General features: G+C 30.7%; 18 protein-coding genes and 2 tRNA genes. 5 read left to right on the forward strand and 15 right to left on the reverse strand.

The window, feature by feature from the left end:
• Positions 1-357 carry a 50S ribosomal protein L17 gene (gene rplQ / locus AABI72_RS03135; RefSeq protein WP_338364318.1) on the forward strand — a complete coding sequence of 119 codons (357 nt, stop codon included), beginning with the start codon at positions 1-3 and terminating at the stop codon, positions 355-357.
• On the opposite strand, the gene AABI72_RS03140 is transcribed toward rplQ, so the two are convergent.
• From AABI72_RS03140 to AABI72_RS03170, 7 genes are all read right to left on the reverse strand, one after another.
• A complete protein-coding gene (locus AABI72_RS03140; protein ID WP_338364320.1) occupies positions 350-1,021 on the reverse strand; it encodes an ABC transporter ATP-binding protein in 672 nt (223 codons plus the stop codon). The two genes, rplQ and AABI72_RS03140, sit on opposite strands and share 8 nt — an antisense overlap.
• Entirely contained in the window at positions 1,018-3,402 is a 2,385-nt protein-coding gene (pheT, locus tag AABI72_RS03145; protein WP_338364322.1) for a phenylalanine--tRNA ligase subunit beta, read from the reverse strand. Before pheT ends, AABI72_RS03140 begins: the two co-directional genes overlap by 4 nt.
• Before the next feature lie 74 nt (positions 3,403-3,476).
• Positions 3,477-4,544, reverse strand: a complete 1,068-nt coding sequence (gene recF, locus AABI72_RS03150) for a DNA replication/repair protein RecF (RefSeq protein WP_338364324.1) — start codon at positions 4,542-4,544, stop codon at positions 3,477-3,479.
• A 4-nt stretch (positions 4,545-4,548) separates the two neighbouring features.
• The gene (dnaN, locus tag AABI72_RS03155) at positions 4,549-5,727 is read right to left on the reverse strand and encodes a DNA polymerase III subunit beta (protein ID WP_338364327.1); all 1,179 of its coding nucleotides are present in this window, start codon (positions 5,725-5,727) and stop codon (positions 4,549-4,551) included.
• 96 nt (positions 5,728-5,823) lie between these two features.
• The gene (rpiB, locus tag AABI72_RS03160; protein ID WP_338364329.1) at positions 5,824-6,264 is read right to left on the reverse strand and encodes a ribose 5-phosphate isomerase B; all 441 of its coding nucleotides are present in this window, start codon (positions 6,262-6,264) and stop codon (positions 5,824-5,826) included.
• Positions 6,261-7,607: a DapH/DapD/GlmU-related protein gene (locus AABI72_RS03165; protein WP_338364330.1), complete on the reverse strand. Its 1,347-nt coding sequence runs from the start codon at positions 7,605-7,607 to the stop codon at positions 6,261-6,263. Before AABI72_RS03165 ends, rpiB begins: the two co-directional genes overlap by 4 nt.
• 87 nt (positions 7,608-7,694) lie before the next feature.
• Entirely contained in the window at positions 7,695-8,294 is a 600-nt protein-coding gene (locus AABI72_RS03170; protein WP_338364332.1) for an ATP-binding cassette domain-containing protein, read from the reverse strand.
• Between the two features lie 137 nt (positions 8,295-8,431).
• On the opposite strand from AABI72_RS03170, the gene AABI72_RS03175 reads away from it, so the two are divergent.
• Together AABI72_RS03175 and rsfS are read left to right on the forward strand one after the other, a co-directional pair.
• A complete protein-coding gene (locus AABI72_RS03175) occupies positions 8,432-9,202 on the forward strand; it encodes an ABC transporter permease (protein WP_338364334.1) in 771 nt (256 codons plus the stop codon).
• 55 nt (positions 9,203-9,257) lie between these two features.
• Entirely contained in the window at positions 9,258-9,623 is a 366-nt protein-coding gene (gene rsfS, locus AABI72_RS03180) for a ribosome silencing factor (RefSeq protein ID WP_338364336.1), read from the forward strand.
• 43 nt (positions 9,624-9,666) lie between these two features.
• Here rsfS and AABI72_RS03185 read toward each other — a convergent pair whose 3' ends face one another.
• The 3 genes from AABI72_RS03185 to AABI72_RS03195 all read right to left on the reverse strand — a co-directional run bounded on the left by AABI72_RS03185 (position 9,667) and on the right by AABI72_RS03195 (position 11,247).
• The gene (locus tag AABI72_RS03185) at positions 9,667-10,368 is read right to left on the reverse strand and encodes a hypothetical protein (RefSeq protein WP_338364338.1); all 702 of its coding nucleotides are present in this window, start codon (positions 10,366-10,368) and stop codon (positions 9,667-9,669) included.
• A gap of 116 nt (positions 10,369-10,484) precedes the next feature.
• Positions 10,485-11,195, reverse strand: coding sequence for a tRNA (adenosine(37)-N6)-threonylcarbamoyltransferase complex dimerization subunit type 1 TsaB (gene tsaB / locus AABI72_RS03190; RefSeq protein WP_338364340.1), 711 nt, complete (start codon positions 11,193-11,195; stop codon positions 10,485-10,487).
• Positions 11,163-11,247: transfer RNA gene (locus tag AABI72_RS03195), tRNA-Leu, on the reverse strand. The genes tsaB and AABI72_RS03195 overlap by 33 nt, the downstream gene beginning before the upstream one ends.
• A 355-nt stretch (positions 11,248-11,602) precedes the next feature.
• Here AABI72_RS03195 and AABI72_RS03200 point away from each other — a divergent pair.
• Together AABI72_RS03200 and AABI72_RS03205 are read left to right on the forward strand one after the other, a co-directional pair.
• Complete coding sequence (locus AABI72_RS03200) at positions 11,603-12,190, forward strand: riboflavin synthase (protein ID WP_338364342.1); 588 nt, start codon at positions 11,603-11,605, stop codon at positions 12,188-12,190.
• Between the two features lie 145 nt (positions 12,191-12,335).
• The gene (locus tag AABI72_RS03205) at positions 12,336-13,037 is read left to right on the forward strand and encodes a hypothetical protein (protein WP_338364344.1); all 702 of its coding nucleotides are present in this window, start codon (positions 12,336-12,338) and stop codon (positions 13,035-13,037) included.
• Between the two features lie 21 nt (positions 13,038-13,058).
• On the opposite strand, the gene AABI72_RS03210 is transcribed toward AABI72_RS03205, so the two are convergent.
• From AABI72_RS03210 to AABI72_RS03230, 5 genes are all read right to left on the reverse strand, one after another.
• On the reverse strand, positions 13,059-14,528 hold the full coding sequence (locus tag AABI72_RS03210) for a TrkH family potassium uptake protein (RefSeq protein WP_338364346.1): 1,470 nt from the start codon (positions 14,526-14,528) through the stop codon (positions 13,059-13,061).
• A 69-nt stretch (positions 14,529-14,597) separates the two neighbouring features.
• Complete coding sequence (locus tag AABI72_RS03215) at positions 14,598-16,184, reverse strand: nitrilase-related carbon-nitrogen hydrolase (RefSeq protein ID WP_338364348.1); 1,587 nt, start codon at positions 16,182-16,184, stop codon at positions 14,598-14,600.
• Positions 16,185-16,370: 186 nt separating this feature from the next.
• Positions 16,371-16,442: transfer RNA gene (locus AABI72_RS03220), tRNA-Glu, on the reverse strand.
• Positions 16,443-16,492: 50 nt separating this feature from the next.
• Entirely contained in the window at positions 16,493-18,307 is a 1,815-nt protein-coding gene (locus AABI72_RS03225) for an extracellular solute-binding protein (RefSeq protein WP_338364350.1), read from the reverse strand.
• A gap of 96 nt (positions 18,308-18,403) precedes the next feature.
• Positions 18,404-19,240 carry an inositol monophosphatase gene (locus AABI72_RS03230; RefSeq protein WP_338364352.1) on the reverse strand — a complete coding sequence of 279 codons (837 nt, stop codon included), beginning with the start codon at positions 19,238-19,240 and terminating at the stop codon, positions 18,404-18,406.
• Positions 19,241-19,380: the final 140 nt, after the last annotated feature.

A 19,380-nucleotide genomic window follows, 5' to 3' on the forward strand; every position in this document is an offset into this window, starting at 1 on the left:
ATGCGACATAAAAAAATTAAATTTAAATTAAACAGAACTAGTGCACATCGTAGAGCTATGATGTCAAATATGGCTGTTAGTTTAGTGACACATGGAAAGATAAAGACAACTGTACCTAAAGCTAAATTATTAAGACCATTTTTTGAATCATTGATTACAATAGCAAAAAGAAAAGATAGATTAATAGCTTTACGTATGTTAACTGCTAAAATGAAAAACATAGATAGTGCACATAAGATAATGGATGAAGTGATGCCAAAATTTAAAGATAGACAAGGTGGTTATTTGCGCATAATTCGTATTGGCTATCGTAAAGGTGATGATGCTGAAATAGCCCAGATAGCTTTAATTAGCTAGTTTTTTTGGATAGCTTACCAGATTGTATTTGCAATACTCTATCAGCTTTTTGTGCTAAAATATGGTTGTGAGTTGCAAGCACTATACTGCTATTTTTCTGTTTTGCATTTTTACACAGTATGTTAAAGATGTGTGCTGCTAAACTAGGGTCTAGGTTTCCAGTTGGCTCATCAGCTATAATAATTTTTGGACAATGAACCATAGCTCTTGCAATTGCTGCTCTTTGCCGTTCTCCGCCAGATAGCATGCTGGGATAACTATTCATTTTACTCTCTAAACCAACTATCATTAACTCCTCTAAAGCTTTTTTTTTAGCAGATATTTTAGGTGTTTTGTTTATAAGAAGTGGCATCATTACATTTTCTAAAACTGAGAATTCTTTTAATAAGTGATGAAATTGGTAGATAAATCCAATTTTCTTACCTCTAATAACATTTTTTTGTTTCTCTGATTCATCAGCTTGATTTATTCCATCAATAAAAACTTGTCCAGATGATGGGTTGTCTAAAGTTCCTATTATTTGTAACAATGTTGTTTTGCCAGAACCAGAGTTACCACATATACTGACAATTTCACCTGTTTTAACTTTAAGATTAACTTCATTTAATACAATAATGCCATCAAAAGATTTAGATACATTTTTGAGTTCTATTGCAATATTCATTGCTTGCCATCACGAATAGTGGCATCATGTTTATTAATAACATTTGTTATTATTGAATTTGATATTTTATCTATTTCACTATCTACAAGTGTTCTGAATTTTGGCTCTAAGATAACTTGGAAACTTATAGAAATTTTTTTATTTTTTTTATGTTCTGTGTTTTGATATATATCAAATAATTTAATTTTACTGTTGATGAGTTTATGATTTTTAATTGATTCATATATGGATTTTTTAACTGTATATGGTTTGATATTTTCATTGAGTACAAAGCTAAAGTCTCTTTTTATTGATGGAAATTTTGATATGCTAATATTAGCCGTACACTTTCTTTTTTCTGTAAATATTAATGCATTAATGTCCAAAATTAAGGCATACATATCATCATTTATTTCATATTGCTTAGCAATACTACTGCTTATTTTCCCAAATATTCCAATTTTCACTTCATTTATTTTTGCTGCAAAACTGGATGAAAATCCTTTATTCTTGGTTATAGAAATTGTTATTGGAGTATTTAAAAAATTGTTGGTGATAGCTAAAAAATCAGCTTTAATATCCAGTGCATCATATTTGCGACTTTTAGAATGTATATTTTTTTCTACAGCAGTTCCTTTACGTATGGCTGTAAGCATTAATTTTTCTTTAACTATCTTTTCTTCTGTGTATATATTGCCAATTTCAAAAAGTGAAGCATTATGCTCATTGTGATTTTGGTTAAATTTTATTGCTTTTAATAAATTAGGTAATAAGGTTGTTCGCATTACAGACATTTCAATATTAATAGGATTTGCTAGTTCAATATTGTTATGGTCAGTAAACTGTAGATTTTCATCACTTGTGTTAAAAGACCATGTTATTGCTTCATGCATTCCACGTGTGGCAAGTATTTTTCTTATAATATTAGTATCAATGAATCTGCTGGCATCATTAGTAGGTGTTGAATTAGAGTATGCAAGTGATGGTTTTGGTTTTATGTTATTATAACCATAGATTCGTATAATCTCACCAAAGAAGCCATATTCTGTTGTAATGTCTTGCCGCCAGCTTGGTGGTATAAATGTGCTGTCACTGAGTTTAAAACCAAGACTTTTTGCAATTTTGTTTACTGTGTTGTGATTTATTTCATGTCCAAGAAATTTCATCATTTTTGTTTGACTATAAGAAATAGGTTTCTGATTTTTGGTTTTTGCTTGATTGAATTGTATTGCCTGATTAAGCTTACCTCCACATGTTGTGATTATTAATTCTACAGCATGTGATATGGCATTTTTTGTGAACTCTATGTCAACAGATCGTTCAAAATTGTAGCGTGCATCAGTATGGATATTAAATTTTTCTCCATTAATAGCTATCATTTGAGGATCAAACCATGCTGCTTCTAAGGTTATGCTAGAAGATTCTTGTGTGTATTGACTGTCTTTGGATCCAATTATGCCAGCTAATGCTAGCACCATGTTACTACTGTCTTGTATAACCATAGCACTGCTAGTGAGTTTAATGATTTGTTCATTGAGTGCTGTAAATTCTAATGGTTTTTCTAGCATTCCTATATTTATAGATCCATTGATTGCATTAGAGCTGTAAACATGCATTGGTTGTCCATATATTAGGCGTATATAATTTGTTACATCAACTGGCATTGTAATAGATTTTATATCAGATAACCAAAGTTCTTTTTTCATCCAGTATGGAGTTGCTGAATTGTTAATATTATTTATCTCTGCATAGCATATTAAAGGTGATAATTTTTCATCAATTTTGATGTTTCTATTTAATGACATTTCTACATGTTTAATTTTTGGTTGAATAAGAGTGCCAATATTTGTAGTTGCTAAATCTCTGGCAATACCAAAAACGCTTGCACAATCACCTCTATTTGGAGTTATTGCAACTTCTATTGTTGAATCATTTAAATCACAAGCATTAACCAATCTATCACCAGGGGCTAGATTATTTGGTAGTTCAATAATTCCATTATCATTAAATAATCCTTTTAGGTTTAATTCTTCTGCAGAGCAAAGCATACCATTGCTTTGTTCCCCGCGTATTTTGCTGACTTTTATGGTTAGGTCAGAGTTTGGTATAGTTGTTCCTGGTTTGGCTAAAATAACATTCATTCCATTTGTCAGATTACTGGCTCCACAAACAACTTTTCTGATCTCAGATGAGCCATCATTGAGTTCACACAACATTAGTCTGTCCGCATTAGGATGCTTTCTTAATGACACAATTGATGCTACTGTAAAATTATTTAGTTCATCTGCAAGATTATGCACAGACTCAACTTCAATACCAATAACATTAAGCGTGCTGGTTACTTCTTCTATAGATGCTTCTGTTTTTAAAAATTTTTTTAGAATGTTGAATGAAAATTTCATTAAAGTTTTTTAAAAATTACATTTCATAAATAGTATAATATTTTTTTTGTCACTTTTATATTTTTTTAACTACTTTATTTTAATGAAATGATGGTTGTGTAGTTTTTATTCTGCATTGTATCGCTTATAATAGACTGACAATTAATTTTACTTAGTGCATTTAATAATATTTTTATATTGTTACTGTCAAGTTGTGTTGTAATGTCATCTAATAGTATTATTGGAGTGGTGTTGTGTTCTAGTTTTTTTGCTAGCACCTGCATTAGCATGATGCTGGTAAGCATTAATTTTTGCTCACCTGAAGATGCATTATCAATAGGTGTTTTGTTAATTGGGTTGTTTATTCTAACCTCACAACGATGTGGACCAATATTTGTGCGGCATGTTTCCATATCTTTGTTTCTGCTTATATCAAAACTTTTTAGCATTTTGCTCACCGCCTCACTAGGTTCATCATTTATGGCATGTGTTGTGTTACTTATGATTTCTATTTGCACTGGAGTAGCATTATGTGTTTTATCTGTAGCAGTCTTGTTTAGCAGATTAATTGCATTTGTTCTGTTGAACATTACATTTATGGCTGTTTCAGCAAGATTTTTTTCAATAGCACACATCCAGTTTTTGTTATAGTTTTTATTTAAAAGCAGTTTATTGCGTTCCTGTACTGCTTTTTCATATTTTGAAATTAGCTTTGCATGATTAGAGCAGAACAAATAAGTTATTCTATCAATAAATTGTCTTCTAGAGCTCATTGACATAATTATTTTGTGCGATATTGCTGGTGATAGCCATATAATTTGTATGTTTTTTAATAGTTTACTGCTGCTTGATTTTTCTCCATTGATTAACAATAATTTTTTTTTGTTATGGTATTCTGTGGCTATTGTGCAATCTACTGTTCTTTGCAAGAATCTTCCTTCTGTATACCAATAATCATTTTTTGAGTTGAGCATTGTAATGTTTGCTGCAGTGCTATTTTTTATCCCTCTGCCTGGGTATAGCATTGATATTGCTTCTAGAATAGATGTTTTTCCTGATGCATTTGCTCCAACAACAGCATTAATACCTGGATTAAGATTAATATTTATATTTTTATGGTTGCGGAAGTTTTTTAGTGATAGTTCTTTTATTAAACAATTCACTGTCTTATATGCGCATAGGCATTATTACATATGTAGCATTAAGGTGTTTGTTGTCAAATATGCGCACTGGGTCAACAGCTCCTTTGATAAGCAGATTAACCTCTTCATCTTCTATGTTAAATAAAGTATCAAGGAGATATTTGGCATTAAAACCAATGCTAATACTTTCACCATTATATTTTACCCCCAGAGACTCATTAGCCTTACCATTTTCTGTTGCAGCAGCAGAAAGTGTTAGTTTATTTTTTTCTATAGACATCTTAATTGCACGAGTTTTTTCTGAGCTGACAGATGATATACGGTCAATTGATTCTTTTAATATGTCTGTTCTAACTGTTAGGACATTTTTTTCATCAATTTCTGGTATAACACTTTTGTATGGGGGAAATTTTCCTTCTATTAGACTTGAGGTAAGCTTAACAACACCCCAGCTAAAGACTATTTTATTTGTATATAGCTCTACATTTATATCAATTGTTTCATCTTTAAGCATTTTTACAATTTCCCCCACTGTTTTTCTGGGAATTATAGCACTTGATACATTTTGTTCTTTTTGCAAATTCAATGACATTTCTACAGAAGCCAGTCTATGACCATCAGTTGCTGTTGTTGTAATATTGCTGTCAGTTGTTTCTATATACACACCACACAGGTAGTGCCTAACCTCATCAGCAGATATGGCAAATTGTATTTTATTTAACATATCACGTAGTTTATTTGCTTTTATGCTAATTTCTAAGTTTTGTTTAGCTTCAAGTTCACTCTCATTATCAGTTTCAGTATCTGTAAATATTGGTAGCTCAAAATTAGAAGTTGATGTTTTTATGGTTAAAGCTTTACTGAAAAGAGTTATTAATAGCTCTGTAGATTCTGGTAATTTTCTGCATATTTCATACAACAGATTTGTGTTTACTGTTGTTAATCCTGATTTTTTTACATCAGCTGGTATGCTATCATTTAGCTGAATGCTTGCATTTTTTGATATAAGAAAAAGTCTATTATTTTTAGCATTGAGTATTATATTAGAGAAGTGATGATTGATTGATTTTCTCTCTGAGACACCTTGGGATCTACTTAATGCTTTTAATAAATCATTACGCCTTATGCGTATAGCCATATTGTTGTCATTTTGCATGTTGTCTACATTATTCTCAGCAGGAGTTAATTGATCTACATTGCTCATTTTTATGCCAATGTATGTTAAATATATAACATTCTACGTGTAAAATTCTTCTTGTCTAGCAAATAAATGTATTCTTGTCTAGCAAATAAATGTATTTTAATTGTATTTTTGTACTCTAATTAAATGTCTGCCAGCATCAAAATCAGTTTTTATAAAAGCCTCAACCATGTTGATTGCTAATTTTGAATCTATGAATTTTGCACCTATGCACAGAACGTTTGCATTGTTGTGTTTTCTAGCCAGTGAAACACTTTCTAGATTGTGACACAATGCTGCTCTTATAGACTGATAGCGGTTAGCTACTATGCTCATTCCTATCCCTGTGCTACATATTAATATACCTATATCACATAAATTATTTGTAATTGCATTTGCTACAATATGGGCATAGTCTGGATAATCAACATTGAACAATGAGTTGCAACCTTTATTGCATATATCATATTTGTTCATTTGTTGTAGTATAAAACGTTTTAGTAAATATCCTGCATGGTCTGATGCTATAAATATGCGTATTTTATTATCATTTACATTCATTTTTTTCCAATCTTCCCTAGATATCTCTTGCCTTTTTTAGTGTGTTGCTTGCATCTTGATATTGCTAGAGAATTTTCATCTACATTTTTTGTTATTACGCTACCAGCGGCAATTGTAGCATTGTCACCAATTTGTACTGGGGCAATGAGGCTAGTGTTAGCACCTATGAAGCAATTATTGCCTATAATAGTATCGTTTTTGTGAAAACCATTATAGTTACAGGTTATGCTTCCTGCTCCAATGTTTGTTTCAGCGCCTACTACAGCATTGCCTATATAGCTCATATGTGGTATTTTAGCCTTAGGCATAATAGCACTTTGTTTTATTTCAACAAAGTTACCAATCTTGGCATTTTGTTTAATAATTGAGTCTGGTCTAATACGTGCAAAAGGTCCAATTGTGGTATTTTCTTCTAGGTATGCTCCAGCAATATGAGAGAATGATTTAATCTCAGATCCTTCTTTAACTACAACCCTGCCTTCAAAAATTACATATGGATGTATGATGACATTTGCAGCAACTTTTGTATTAGCGGTAAAGAAGACTGTATCTGGTGCAATCATTTTTACACCTTGCTCAATCATTTGATTCCTAATGCATTTTTGGAAAACATGCTCTGCTAATAGTAATTTTTGTTTGTTTGTAATTGTTAAAATTTCTTCTTCAAGTGTTTCCACATATATTGCTGTAGCACCATTGTTTATAGCATTTATAATAATATTGTTAACTGATATTTCATCTTCTCTCTTAATTGAGTCACTCATAACTTTTTCTAAGAATTTTGCATGAGCTGCCATTACTGCTGTGTTGTGAAGTATCAAAGATTCATCATTATTGTTTGCAAAACCATCACTGTCATTTGCTATATTATTTTTTATTTCTTGATCTAGCTTGCTATATTTTATGCCCAATGCAACAAATGATGGCATTAACACATTAAAATCATGTTTAGTGTCTAGAGCATTAAGTGCAGCATGCATTGAATAAGCCCTAATAAATGGTGCACTTGCACCTATTAGCAAAATGCTACTTGTATTTTCTGGAACTGCATTAAATATATCAGATGTAATTTTTCTTGAGCTAGATGTAAAGTCTACTTTAACAAATTTTATCTTTTTTTCCATAAGAATGGAATGATTGCAAATAAGCTCTTTATCATTGCTGGATAGTTGATTATCATGAACAATAATAATTTTATATATATTGGTTTTTGATATATTTTGTATTATATGACATAATATTGGTGATTGTCCCACTTCTAGCATAGCACTATGTATATTGGGCTGTATGTTTGTCTGATTGTTAGATATAATAACAGCTATGTTGTTTCTATTTGATTTCATGCTGCTTTGCTACTAATTAATAAACATTTTTTATATTAAGCATTATAACTAAAATTGCATAAACATCAATGTATAAGCTTTAGTTAATTATAAATTGCTTGTTAAAATCTCTCCATTATCCAGATTAATTTGTAGATTCCATTTATGCTGCAGGCTATTTGTGTTAGCAATAAAAATCAAACCACCATTAGAGCACTTGATGTTAATAAGCATTGAAATGGCTGTGCAGCTCTCTTTGTTTAGATTTGCAAATGGTGCATCAAGTATCCAAATATCCATTGGATGGATTAGTGTTTTAGATAATAAAATTTGTTTGTGCTGAGAGTTATCTAGTTCTTTAGGTTTGTAGTGTAATATATCTTTTAAGCTAAAGTATTTAATGGCTGATGATATTGCTTCACTTGTGTTGTATATTTTTGCCCAATAATATAAATGCTCCATTACTGTCATTGTGTTATACAACCCTGATAGGTTTTTTATATAAAGTGTATTTTTTGATGCATTTTTTGTTTTTTCCCAGATTATTTTTCCCAACTCAGGCTTTGATAAGCCAGCAATAGTATGCAAAAATTTACTAGCATTATTTTTACTCAGGCTTTTGACTTGTATTGTTGAACAAGCATAAATACTAAGCGATAAAGGATTACTGTTTGCTTTTGTGCAAGAGAATTTATCCAATGTTAGCATGTTTTGATGTTAGCTTTATTTAAGTAGTTAAATATTTTAATCATTAGATGCAATAATGCACACAAAAAATTGTCAAAAAAGTTGGATTCTGTAAAACAGTTTGTACAATATTGTATAAATATTCAATTGAGGCATTAATGGGAAAAAAAAGTTATGTGAGTTTTTTTGCATTGTATGCTAAAGAAGTTAAGCGTTTTGTCAGTGTTTATAACCAAACATTAGTTACACCTTCTTTGAATTCACTTTTATTTTTACTTGTATTTGGAGTTGCACTGGGAAAGCATAGAGATAGAATTATGGGTGTGGATTTTGAAGTTTTTGTTGGTGTTGGTATGATGGTTATGGTGACTATTCAGAATGGTTTTGCTAATACTTCATCATCATTAGTTTTTAGTAAAGTGATGGGTAGTGTAGTAGACTACATCACACCACCATTTCACACTATTCATTTTGTTCTAGCCTTTGTGTTAGCTGCAATGACAAGAGCAATTATATCATTTTTTATGGTTGGATTGGTTGTTAGTTGTTTTGTTAGACTGCAATTGCATGCACCAATGATTTTAATTGTTTATATTATATTGACTTCTGCTATATCTGCACTGCTTGGTTTACTGGTTGGGATTTTTGCTAGAAGTTTTGATGAAATGCTTATTTATACAAATTATATTATTACCCCATTAAGTTTTTTATCTGGTACATTTTTTTCTATAAGAGATCTGCCTAGTATGTGGCAGCCTATTGTAACTTTGAATCCATTTTTCCATATGGTTACTGGTGTAAGATATGCATTCACTGGAATTGCAGAGTCTAGTGTAAATTTTGCTGCTTGTATATTATTTATAGTAATGTTTATTCTGTTCACAGCCTCATGCATTATAATCAAAAGAGGTTGGGGGATTAAAGAATAGTTTTTATTGATTTAGATAATGTGTAAATGCTATTATTAATATAATAATATTTTTTATGAAATTGATGCTTAAGTCAGCAGATGATAATAATATTTTGCAGTTAATATATTCTATCTTAAGTAATAGAAAATTAGAAAAAATATCAATAATTGATCTCAATGGTATGGATGTTTTATATAAACATGTTGTTATTGCGACAGCATTGTCCAAGAGGCATGTTAAAACATCAGCAGAATTTTTAATCAAGGAACTAAAAGTTAATGATATCTATATGGTTAATTTATCTGGCATAGATAAAGATGATTGGGTTATGATTGACTTTAACAGTGTAGTAGTGCATATTTTCATAGAGGAAGTACGTGCATTCTATGATTTAGATAGCATGTGGATTGAAGAAGAAGGTTGCCAATTATTAAATTAGCTGCTGGTTGTTTGTAATTAGCATAAAGTCTATATTTTTTATGTTAATATCTTTTATAGTTGTTTTTACCGGGTAGTGTTACATTAAACAAAAACACTTTTTCATTATCCGCACTATCTGCAATTTGGTTTGCTATAATAAAATTTGACAATTCACTTGGTATGTTGTGTTTTTGAATAAATTCTGTATTTTTATGGTGCATGGGAAAAAGTATTATGGTGTCAAAATCAGGAAAATCATTATGCTGTATTGATATGTTGATATATGGTGGATTCTTTTCATAAGATCCTGGTAGAATTGTTAAAAAATGATACATTCCAGTATTGTCAGTGTATGACTGTCCATTGCCCATAAAATTTAAATCAATTTTGTTCTTACTTATGTTGTTGTTTTCATTGTCTTTAATTGTTTCAAGTTGATAGGATCCATATGTGTTGGTATGCCATATTGTTATTGTTGCATTGGTTAATGGTAAACAGTCTTCATCCATAACAAATCCAGTTATAATTATTGGCAGACCATTAGCTATAAATCCACCACCTTGCTCTCTGCGCAGGTTATTTGAGGTGTGTATTGAGTTAGGATAATGTGAATCTGCAATAATTTCTGGCGTTATCTGACATATGAGAGGTTTGGATATATTTGTAATTTTTTCCACCACAGCAGCACTATTTATTATTGGCACAATGCCTATAACAATAGTTAAAATGATTTTTTTTTTGATGCACCTTATTTCTTTAAGCATGTTTGAACCTGCTTATTGTGAGTTCTTAAGTTATATTTGTAGCATTTTTATGTCATTAATACAATTTTTAGATTAGCCTATATTATTATTTCAAAATACTTAGATGGATTTTTGACTTAGTTGATATATAATGGTCTTATATACATAAGATCAGTGCAATGCTTAAGATGATTGTTATGCTTATCTTGCACTATTTTGTTTATGTTTTGCATAATGTCCAATGGTTTTTCTGCATATATTTGTGCTTTATTTATTTCACTAGGTGGCTTGGTTTGCTTATTGGTGGCAACAATTATTCTTGATGTTTTGTACATATTTGCTAGCAATTCGTTTTTAGTGGCTATGCCTGGTTTTTCTGCATTGAGTGTTTTAGCATGAAAGATTTGATAAAAAAAATTATTGTTTTTTGCACAAGTTATGCTAATAATTTTGTCAATAGATTTTTCTGTATATAAATTATATGTTTTTACAGAAAATGCTAATAATTCTAACATGTTTATTGGTATTATAGGTTTTTTTATTACATTATGCATGCCAATTGCTGTAGCCATTGATATTCGTAATCCCATTAATCCACCTGGTCCAGCTATTGGTGCCAAGAGGCTTATGTCATTGTACGATATCCCAGCTTTTTGCATTACTTCATTAATTATATTGCATAATCTTTCTGCAGGGTTTGGTTCAATGTCATAATAATAACTGAGAATTTTGCTATTTTTTAATAGCAATACTGTACAGCATCCATCTGAGGTATTGATTCCTAAGGTTATCATTGGTTGTTTTTTTATTGTTACTGCTCGAAAGAGGACTTGAACCTCCACAATCATAATGATTACCAGCACCTGAAGCTGGTGCGTCTACCAGTTCCACCATTCGAGCTTGTTACTATTTTAGCTTTTGGATGTTTTTATATCAATAATTATTGTTTATAATTAAACTACTTATCAGTTGGTTGTTTGTTTTTCTAGTAAATTTTAATCCAATTAATAGGAATTGTTTTTTTAACTTTTATATTAATATATTTTTTTAAAAAATTGTATTTTTATAATTTTTGCTTTTTGTGTCTTAATATTTTGAGGGTTGTTGGTTTTGTAATTTATTGTAAATATAAGGTTTTTATTAGTACTTTGTATTAATTTTGTTAAATTTTTTTTATTGTAATTTGTAGAAATAGCTAGAAATTGTGTATTTGATAATTTAAAATTACTACCTATCTATCTTTTTGGGTTTGCACATGTTCTCTGGAATTGTTGAATCTATTGGTAAAGTATCATTTTTTAACAAGAGTGATAATGGTGCTTATTTGGGTATAGAAACTAAATATAATGCTGACAATGTTGTGGTTGGTGATTCTATTGCATGCTCTGGAGTATGTTTAACTGTCGTTGCTATAAAAGCTGCTGTATTGTGCTTTGATGTGTCTGTGGAAACTTTAACTTCTACAGGAATTGACTCATGGCAAAATGATTCTATGGTCAACATAGAACGTTCTTTGTGTCTTGGCGATAGAATTGGTGGACATTTTGTTTATGGACATGTGGATTGTATTGGTAGAGTCATATCTCGCAAAAAAGTTGGTAATGGTTATATTTTTGATGTTGCAATTAATAAAATTTTAGAACCATATATTGTCTGCAAAGGGGCTGTAACTGTTGATGGGGTTTCACTTACTGTTAATTCTATTAAAGATGCTGTGATTTCTTTTTTTATAATCCCACATACTTTTAGATCAACGATATTTTCTTTATATAATTCTAACAGTATTGTGAACATTGAAGTTGACGCTGTGGCACGTTATGTTATAGATTATATAAGATCATAGTTTACTTAGCTTTAATGCCTCTTGTGTTGACTATTTTATAAGTTCATTGTATTTAATTTATATAACCATATTACGTTTAATGTCATGCAATATGCAATCAACTAATAATTCATTTTTGTTTATTTTGCATGTTCTTAGGCTTGTTATGTTTAATTTTTTTACTTGGTGCCTGTCTTTTTTTTTGCATATTATACTATTTTTCTGGCTCTCCCTTTCTACTTTAAAACATGATAAAAATGGTGAGATATTTCCAGTTAGTAATGCTATAGGGTATAATAATGCCACAAAGCATAGTGCATATATGGTTAATATTTTGAGTGATAAAATAGTATTATCAAATAATACTGCTGACGTTAAGGAAGCTTTTGGCAATATTTTACAGACTCCACTGCAAAATTTGTTTATATCAAATAGCAAGATGGTTTTGAATAACATAGCTACAGCACGTACGATTAGACTAGAGAGAAATAAAGGATTGGCATCTGTTTTAAGTAATATTAGCAATGACAATGAGCAGGGCATAAAAACTAGTGAATATGGCTCTGATGATAGCTTGGATGTTAATGCTTACACAAAGCAGCTTTCTATTTGGGTGGCAAATCATTTAAGTGATATGAATGATATGCTTTACAGTAATGATAGCTATGGTGTAATTAAAATAAAACTTAGTAGATCAGGTGCTTTATTAGCTACTGATATTTTTATGAGCACAGGTTATGTAATGATTGATGATATTTTGCTTGCTTCTGTTAAGAAATATGATCCACTTCCATCTGTGCCAGAGGATTATATGCCTGAGAAGAGCAGTTTAGATTTTTTAATACCAGTGCACTTGAAGACAAAGTAGTCTAAATATTATTTGATTTTTTCATTTGTGCCAATTGTATGGAGCAAGGATTGCTATAACATTAAATATTTCTAAGCGCCCAATTAGCATTGTAATAGATAAAGTATATTTACAGATATTATTCATTTCTGAATAATTACCTAACCCTTGTATATGTGCATTAATACCCGATCCTGCATTACTAAGAGCACCAATTGCCGCACTCATAGCATTGATTCCATCTACGCCATTAATTGTTAGAGCTATGGTTGTAATTGCAAATACTACAATAAATAGAAAGAAAAAATTGTGTGTTAATTCTGATGCCTCTGTGTCAATAATTTTTCCATCAATTTTATTTATTTTTACTATTCCTGGTTTAATCATTTTTAAGATGTGATTTTTTGTGCTTTTAAGCATAATCATTATGCGGAAGAATTTTATTCCACCAGCAGTTGAGCTGCCGCAACCACCAATAAAGGTAAGAAAAAAAATTAACGTTGTTGGGAATGCTGCCCATAGTGCATGATTGCTGCCAGTAAATCCAGTAGTGCTTATTAATGATGTGATTCCAAAAATTGCATGTCTAAAAATTTCTTCAGTTAGTTTTGCCCAGCTGTTAGTGTTTTGTCTAGGATATGATATTTGCTTTAATGATACCCAAAGTGCTAAGATAGCAGTTAGTGATACAATTGTGATAATGTAGTATTTAATTTGTTCACTGTGATAAAATTTTTTTATTTTTTTATTGAAGATAGAGAGATATATCGTTAATGGACTTGAGCTTAGAATCATAAAAATAATAGCAATATACTCTATGCTAATGCTGTGAAATTGACCAATTGATTGATTGTTATTGGAGAAGCCAGTGGTTGAAACAGTTGTAATTGCATATGAAATTGCATTGAAGATATCATGCATTCCTGCTAATGCATAGCATATTGTGCATAAAATTATTAGAGCTATGTATGCAACAATCATTGCACTAGATGTTTTAATATGATTTGGTAGCACTACTTCAGAATCACTGGTTTCTATAGAGAAAAGCTGCATATTGTTTAGCTTAATTCTGAAGATTGTACATGTGATTCCAATAACAACACCTATGCCTCCTATAAAATTTGTTGTAATTCTCCATAATAAAATATCTTTTGGTATTCTATTCATATCATCTATTATAGTTGAGCCAGTAGTGGTTAATCCTGATGTTGTTTCAAATAATGCATTTGCAAAGCTCATGTTGGTTGTTGGATGTATGATAAATGGAATGCTGGATAACAGGATTATCATTATCCAAAGCACAGTAGTTGTGGTTGATATCTCTATAGTGCTCATTGTACCAAAATTTTTTTTCCCCGTTAACACACACACTAAGCCAATTATAGCTGAAATATTTGCAGACAACACATAAACCATCCAGTTATCAGCATTGATAAGTATTGGCACTAGTTGCATTATTGCTAAAATAATTAGCACTGGGCCAACAATAGGTATTATGACATTTATTCGCATTTACTGATCTAGTTTTTACTCTAGTGTATTGGCTTAATGTTAATTTTTGCTAAATTTTTTAAGTTTGATTTATGTATCTGGATTTGGAGTGTTAGGTGGTGTTTGCCAAGATGTATTGAATGAGTTACTTGAGATGCATAATGGTTGTATTATATTATTTTTGTTTTGTTGCTGTTTGCTGATTATGTTTTTAATAGATTGTTCTAATTTTGGGCTATATCCAATTTTTACAAGGTCGGTATAGCTCATCCCATTGTCTAATATTTCCTGCAGGGCATTGTCAAAATTTTTTATGCTTGTGTCAAATTTAGAACATGGGTCTAGTTTTGTACTGCCAGCTTTTCTGGTTTTTTTACTATCTGCAATATAATTATTAGATTTATTGAGCCATTTTAGCATATTTATCAGTTCAATTTTGTATAAATCACCAACAATATTATAGTGTGCAAACACGTTTTCATATATTTCTTCACCAAGTGCTATACTTGTTTTGTCTGTGGTAGAAAGCAGCAATGAGTTGTTAGTGCTTGCCAAGCTATCCATTATTAGTGCTATAGTTTTGGCAGTGATGTTTTTATCATCAGTTACCTCTGGATCTAGTTCTTTTAAAGCTTTTTTATTTGCATTCAGTGCTTTGGTTATATTTATTTTTTTATGTTTTATTTTTAATTTTTTCATTAATGCTGTATATTTTGTTTTAATAAAACTATAAGCTGTTATTTGCACCTTAGATGGTAGATTTGCTGCAGCAATTATTGAAATTATTGTCCCTATTGTATCATTGAGATTTACTATTATGCTGTTGAATTTATTATATACAATAAAATCATCTAATGATCTAATCATTGCATGGTATATATTTTCTATTTCATTATAAGGCTTGCTTTGCAAGCCATTTGTACAGACCCATCCATTTATATCTTCTGTCCAGTCAGTATGAGAAACACATTCCTGCCATTCAGGCATTCTGTGTATTATTTGACCCTGTGCCGACATGATAAGTGATCCACCTTTAGCTGTAATATTCTTATTACCACCAACCTGATTTAAGTATATAATGGGCAATAGTGTTTCTTTATTGATTTTTGTTAGTGTATTAGATAGATCTATGTTTGATTCTTTTACATATGGCTTAGTGCTAGTAACAATTATGATTTCCACTCCTGTTTTAGACATCAGTCCAGCTAAATGATGCATTGCAATGTCACTGCCAATTATTACTTGAATTTTTATATTGTCTACTATGATTGTTTTTGGTATTAGTGTTGCTGTAAATATACTTGCCTCACTACACATGCCCTCATAATCTATGGTGTGTTTGCCAATAGAAGTGAATACTTGTCCATTGCCAAGCAGAAACATTGAATTGTAAATGCAATCATTTTGTACCCAAATACCACCAACTAACATAAATGTTTTATAATTTTTTGTCTCCATGGCAAGTTTGTTCAACATTTCCATACATTGTTTCTGAAAGTTAGGTTTTAACATAGCTGTGTTTGGTGGATATCCAGTAATTGCAAGATCAGAAAATATCACAAGGCTTGATTCATTGGCACATGCTTGCTTATAGGTATTTATGATTTTTTTACAATTATCGTTAAGTGCACCTGTTGTGTAATGCAGCTGTGCTATGCTAATTTTTGTTTTTCTCATAAATAAAAATTTTTATTTTTAATAAGATAACATTTAAATCAAAATAAAATATTAATTTTGTTATTGTTTGTACATTTTTATGATGCCTGTATAGAATTTTTATTCTGAAATGGATAAATTATCAATCATTAAATCTAAGCTAATAATTTATATCTTCTTGAAAGAGAGAAAATGTAAAATTTAACGTGACCCCTACGAGAATCGAACTCGTGCCGCCACCGTGAAAGGGTGATGTCCTAACCGCTAGACGAAGGGGCCAAAATTATTACAAATAATATCATTATATCATATTATTGTCAATAATTGGATTAATGACTATTTATGTTTTGCTCTGCTGCCCACCAGCTCTCTAAATCTAGCTCATACTGAGGGCTATCTTTAGGTGGTACAACAGTATCCCAGTATATGAATCTTAAGCTTTTTGGACGCCAACAAGGTATTATATAATAGTTAAACAACAACACTCTGTCTAAGGCATGTGCCAAAGCAACTAGTTCATTGTTATCTGTTGTATTAGACAAATTGTTTAACAAAGAGTCTACAACTGGATTTTGGATTCCAGCATAATTTCTGCTACCAGCTAAATTGGCCAGTTTAGAGTGCCAGTAATTAATTTGTTCATTACGCAGTACATTTTTAAATGGAAAATAATCCAGAATCATATCAAAGTTAAAGTTATGTATTTTTGTTCTATAGTTAACAGGCTCTACTGTTGTGATGATAATTTTAATTCCAAGTTTTTCAAGATTACGTGCAAATGCTGCACTGACTCTATGGAAGTTTTTGCTAGTATGCAACATTTCAATTGTGAGCTGTTTATTGTTGCCGTTAACTAGTTTGTTGTTAACAATGTGCCAGCCATTTTTTTTAAGAATTTCCATTGCTGTTTTTAGATTTTTTTTAATATCACAAAGCTTGCTGTTAGGTAGAATGAATGGTTGTGTGAATATCTCTGGTGGCAAGCTCTCTTTGTATTCTTGTAGAATTTTCATTTCTTTGCTGGTCAGCATCTGTCCAGTGGTGTCATATATTGAGTTTGTATAGTAGCTCAGATTTCTAACATATGAGTTATACATTAGGTTTTTATTAATCCAAGCAAAATCTAGTGCATATGATATTGCTTTACGAATTTCACGATTGTTAAATGGATATCTTCTCGTATTAAATACCAGGCCACTCATACCAGTAGGAAGTGTGTTGTTGAATGTTCTTTTATGCAATTTTCCTTGTTCTAGTTCAGGTATATTGTAGTTTTTTATCCAATTTTTGGATATGGTTTCTAATCTAAGATCAATTGCACCTGCTTTTAGCGCTTGCACAAGTGAGGCATTATCGCGATAATATTCCACTTGTATTGTTTGAAAATTTGTCCTGCCTTTAAATACTTCCAAGCTGCTGGTCCAATGGTCTGCAATTTTTTCATATGTTATATGTTGTCCAAGTTCAAATCGTGTAATTTTATATGGACCACTTGTAATTGGTGGCGTAGAACTGATTTTAGAATCATCTAAATTAGAATATTGCTCACTATAATAGATAGGCATGCTGAATATGGTTAGCAGCAAATCTTTGCGATTTTTATACCTAAGATACATTTTTACTGTTCGTTTATCAATTATTTCAGCATGAGTAATATCATCATAGTTAATACGCATAAAAGTATTACCCTTTTCTTTAAGTGCATTTAATGAAAAAACAAAGTCTTTGGCTAATATTGGTTTGCCATTAGACCAAGTAGCATTATTTCTAATTTTAAATATGATATATGAATAATCATTGGGAATAATATATTTTTCAGCAATATATGGATAATATTTTGCAACATGTTCTGGTGATCTATACATTGGTGTAGCTGTTATTAAATAGTAACCAGCTGCTTTAATACCATTACTTAAATAGTGGTTTAGAGTGTCAAATGTTCCTTCAATACCATATTTGACTTTACCACCTTTTGGTGCATCAGGGTTAACATGGCTAAAATATTGCATGTCATTGTGTCTGTTCTCATTGTTAAAATAGTTAAATACCTCACGTTCTTCAGCTGTCTCACTACTGTTACTTGCTGTTGCAATATTGTTAGTGATAGCAATGATTATGAGTGTTTGCCATATGATTTTTAACATTTATACTGGCTTAGATATGGAATTATTTGTTATTATACAATGTGTTTCATAGAAAATAAATCTGTTGGATAAAGATTTATATCTTTAATATGCTGATCAACTAAGATTTTTATCTTTATCCTCTAAGTTTTTTATAGCATTATATATTTCTTTGGAATTGGTAGCTAAAATTTCATTGGTGTTAGGTGCTTCACTTCTCTGATGTTCATTAACAATGCCACCAGCTTCAAGCACCAGAAGAAATCCCATAGCATAATCCCATTGATGCAAGCATGGTGATATTACTGCTTCATATCTTCCTAGTGCTAGGTATGCCAGATCTAATGCAGAGCTTCCCATGCTTCTTATGCGAGCATTATTTTTTATCAACCTTTGTATAAGTTGGTGGTGCCTTATTGAGTCACTAGAGACTGAAGTTGCAATCATAGAGTGTCTGAGATTTTTTTTTGCACTTGTTGTTATTTTATGAATAGTAGTATTTAGATCAATATAGAATGCACCTATGTTTTTTTCTGCAGTAAAAGTCTCTCTTGTTATTGGTGAATGTATAATTCCTGCTACTATTTGGCTGATTCCATTTTGATTGTGCATCATTGCTACTGATGTGCAAAAATATGATATGCCATGCATAAAATTAAATGTTCCATCAATTGGATCAATTATAAAACAAAATTCTGCATTTTTATTGCCAATTAAACCACTTTCTTCCATTAAAAAAGAAACATCCATTCCTCTTGTTTTTTTTGATATTTCATTATATATGATTTCCTCAGATCTTTTGTCTGCATTTGTGACAAAGTCATTGGTTCCCTTGATTGATACTTGTAAATCGCCAAGTTCCATGAAATCTCTTATTATTCTTGATTCTGTTTTTGTGATTGCATTTTGTATTATTTTTAAGAAAAATGAATACTTTGAGTTTTTTTTTAACATTATTGGTTTGAGCATTAGTACTTATGGCTCATTATTTTAATAGTCACTAGTATACACTTTGGGTAAAAATTAACAATGAAATCTTTTTTCTTGATTTGATTTTACTTAAGACTTTTTGAAAAATTTCTTGTGTAGATTGC

The organism is Candidatus Xenohaliotis californiensis (assembly GCF_963930935.1).
Taxonomy (GTDB): domain Bacteria; phylum Pseudomonadota; class Alphaproteobacteria; order Rickettsiales; family CAWVOK01; genus Xenohaliotis; species Xenohaliotis californiensis.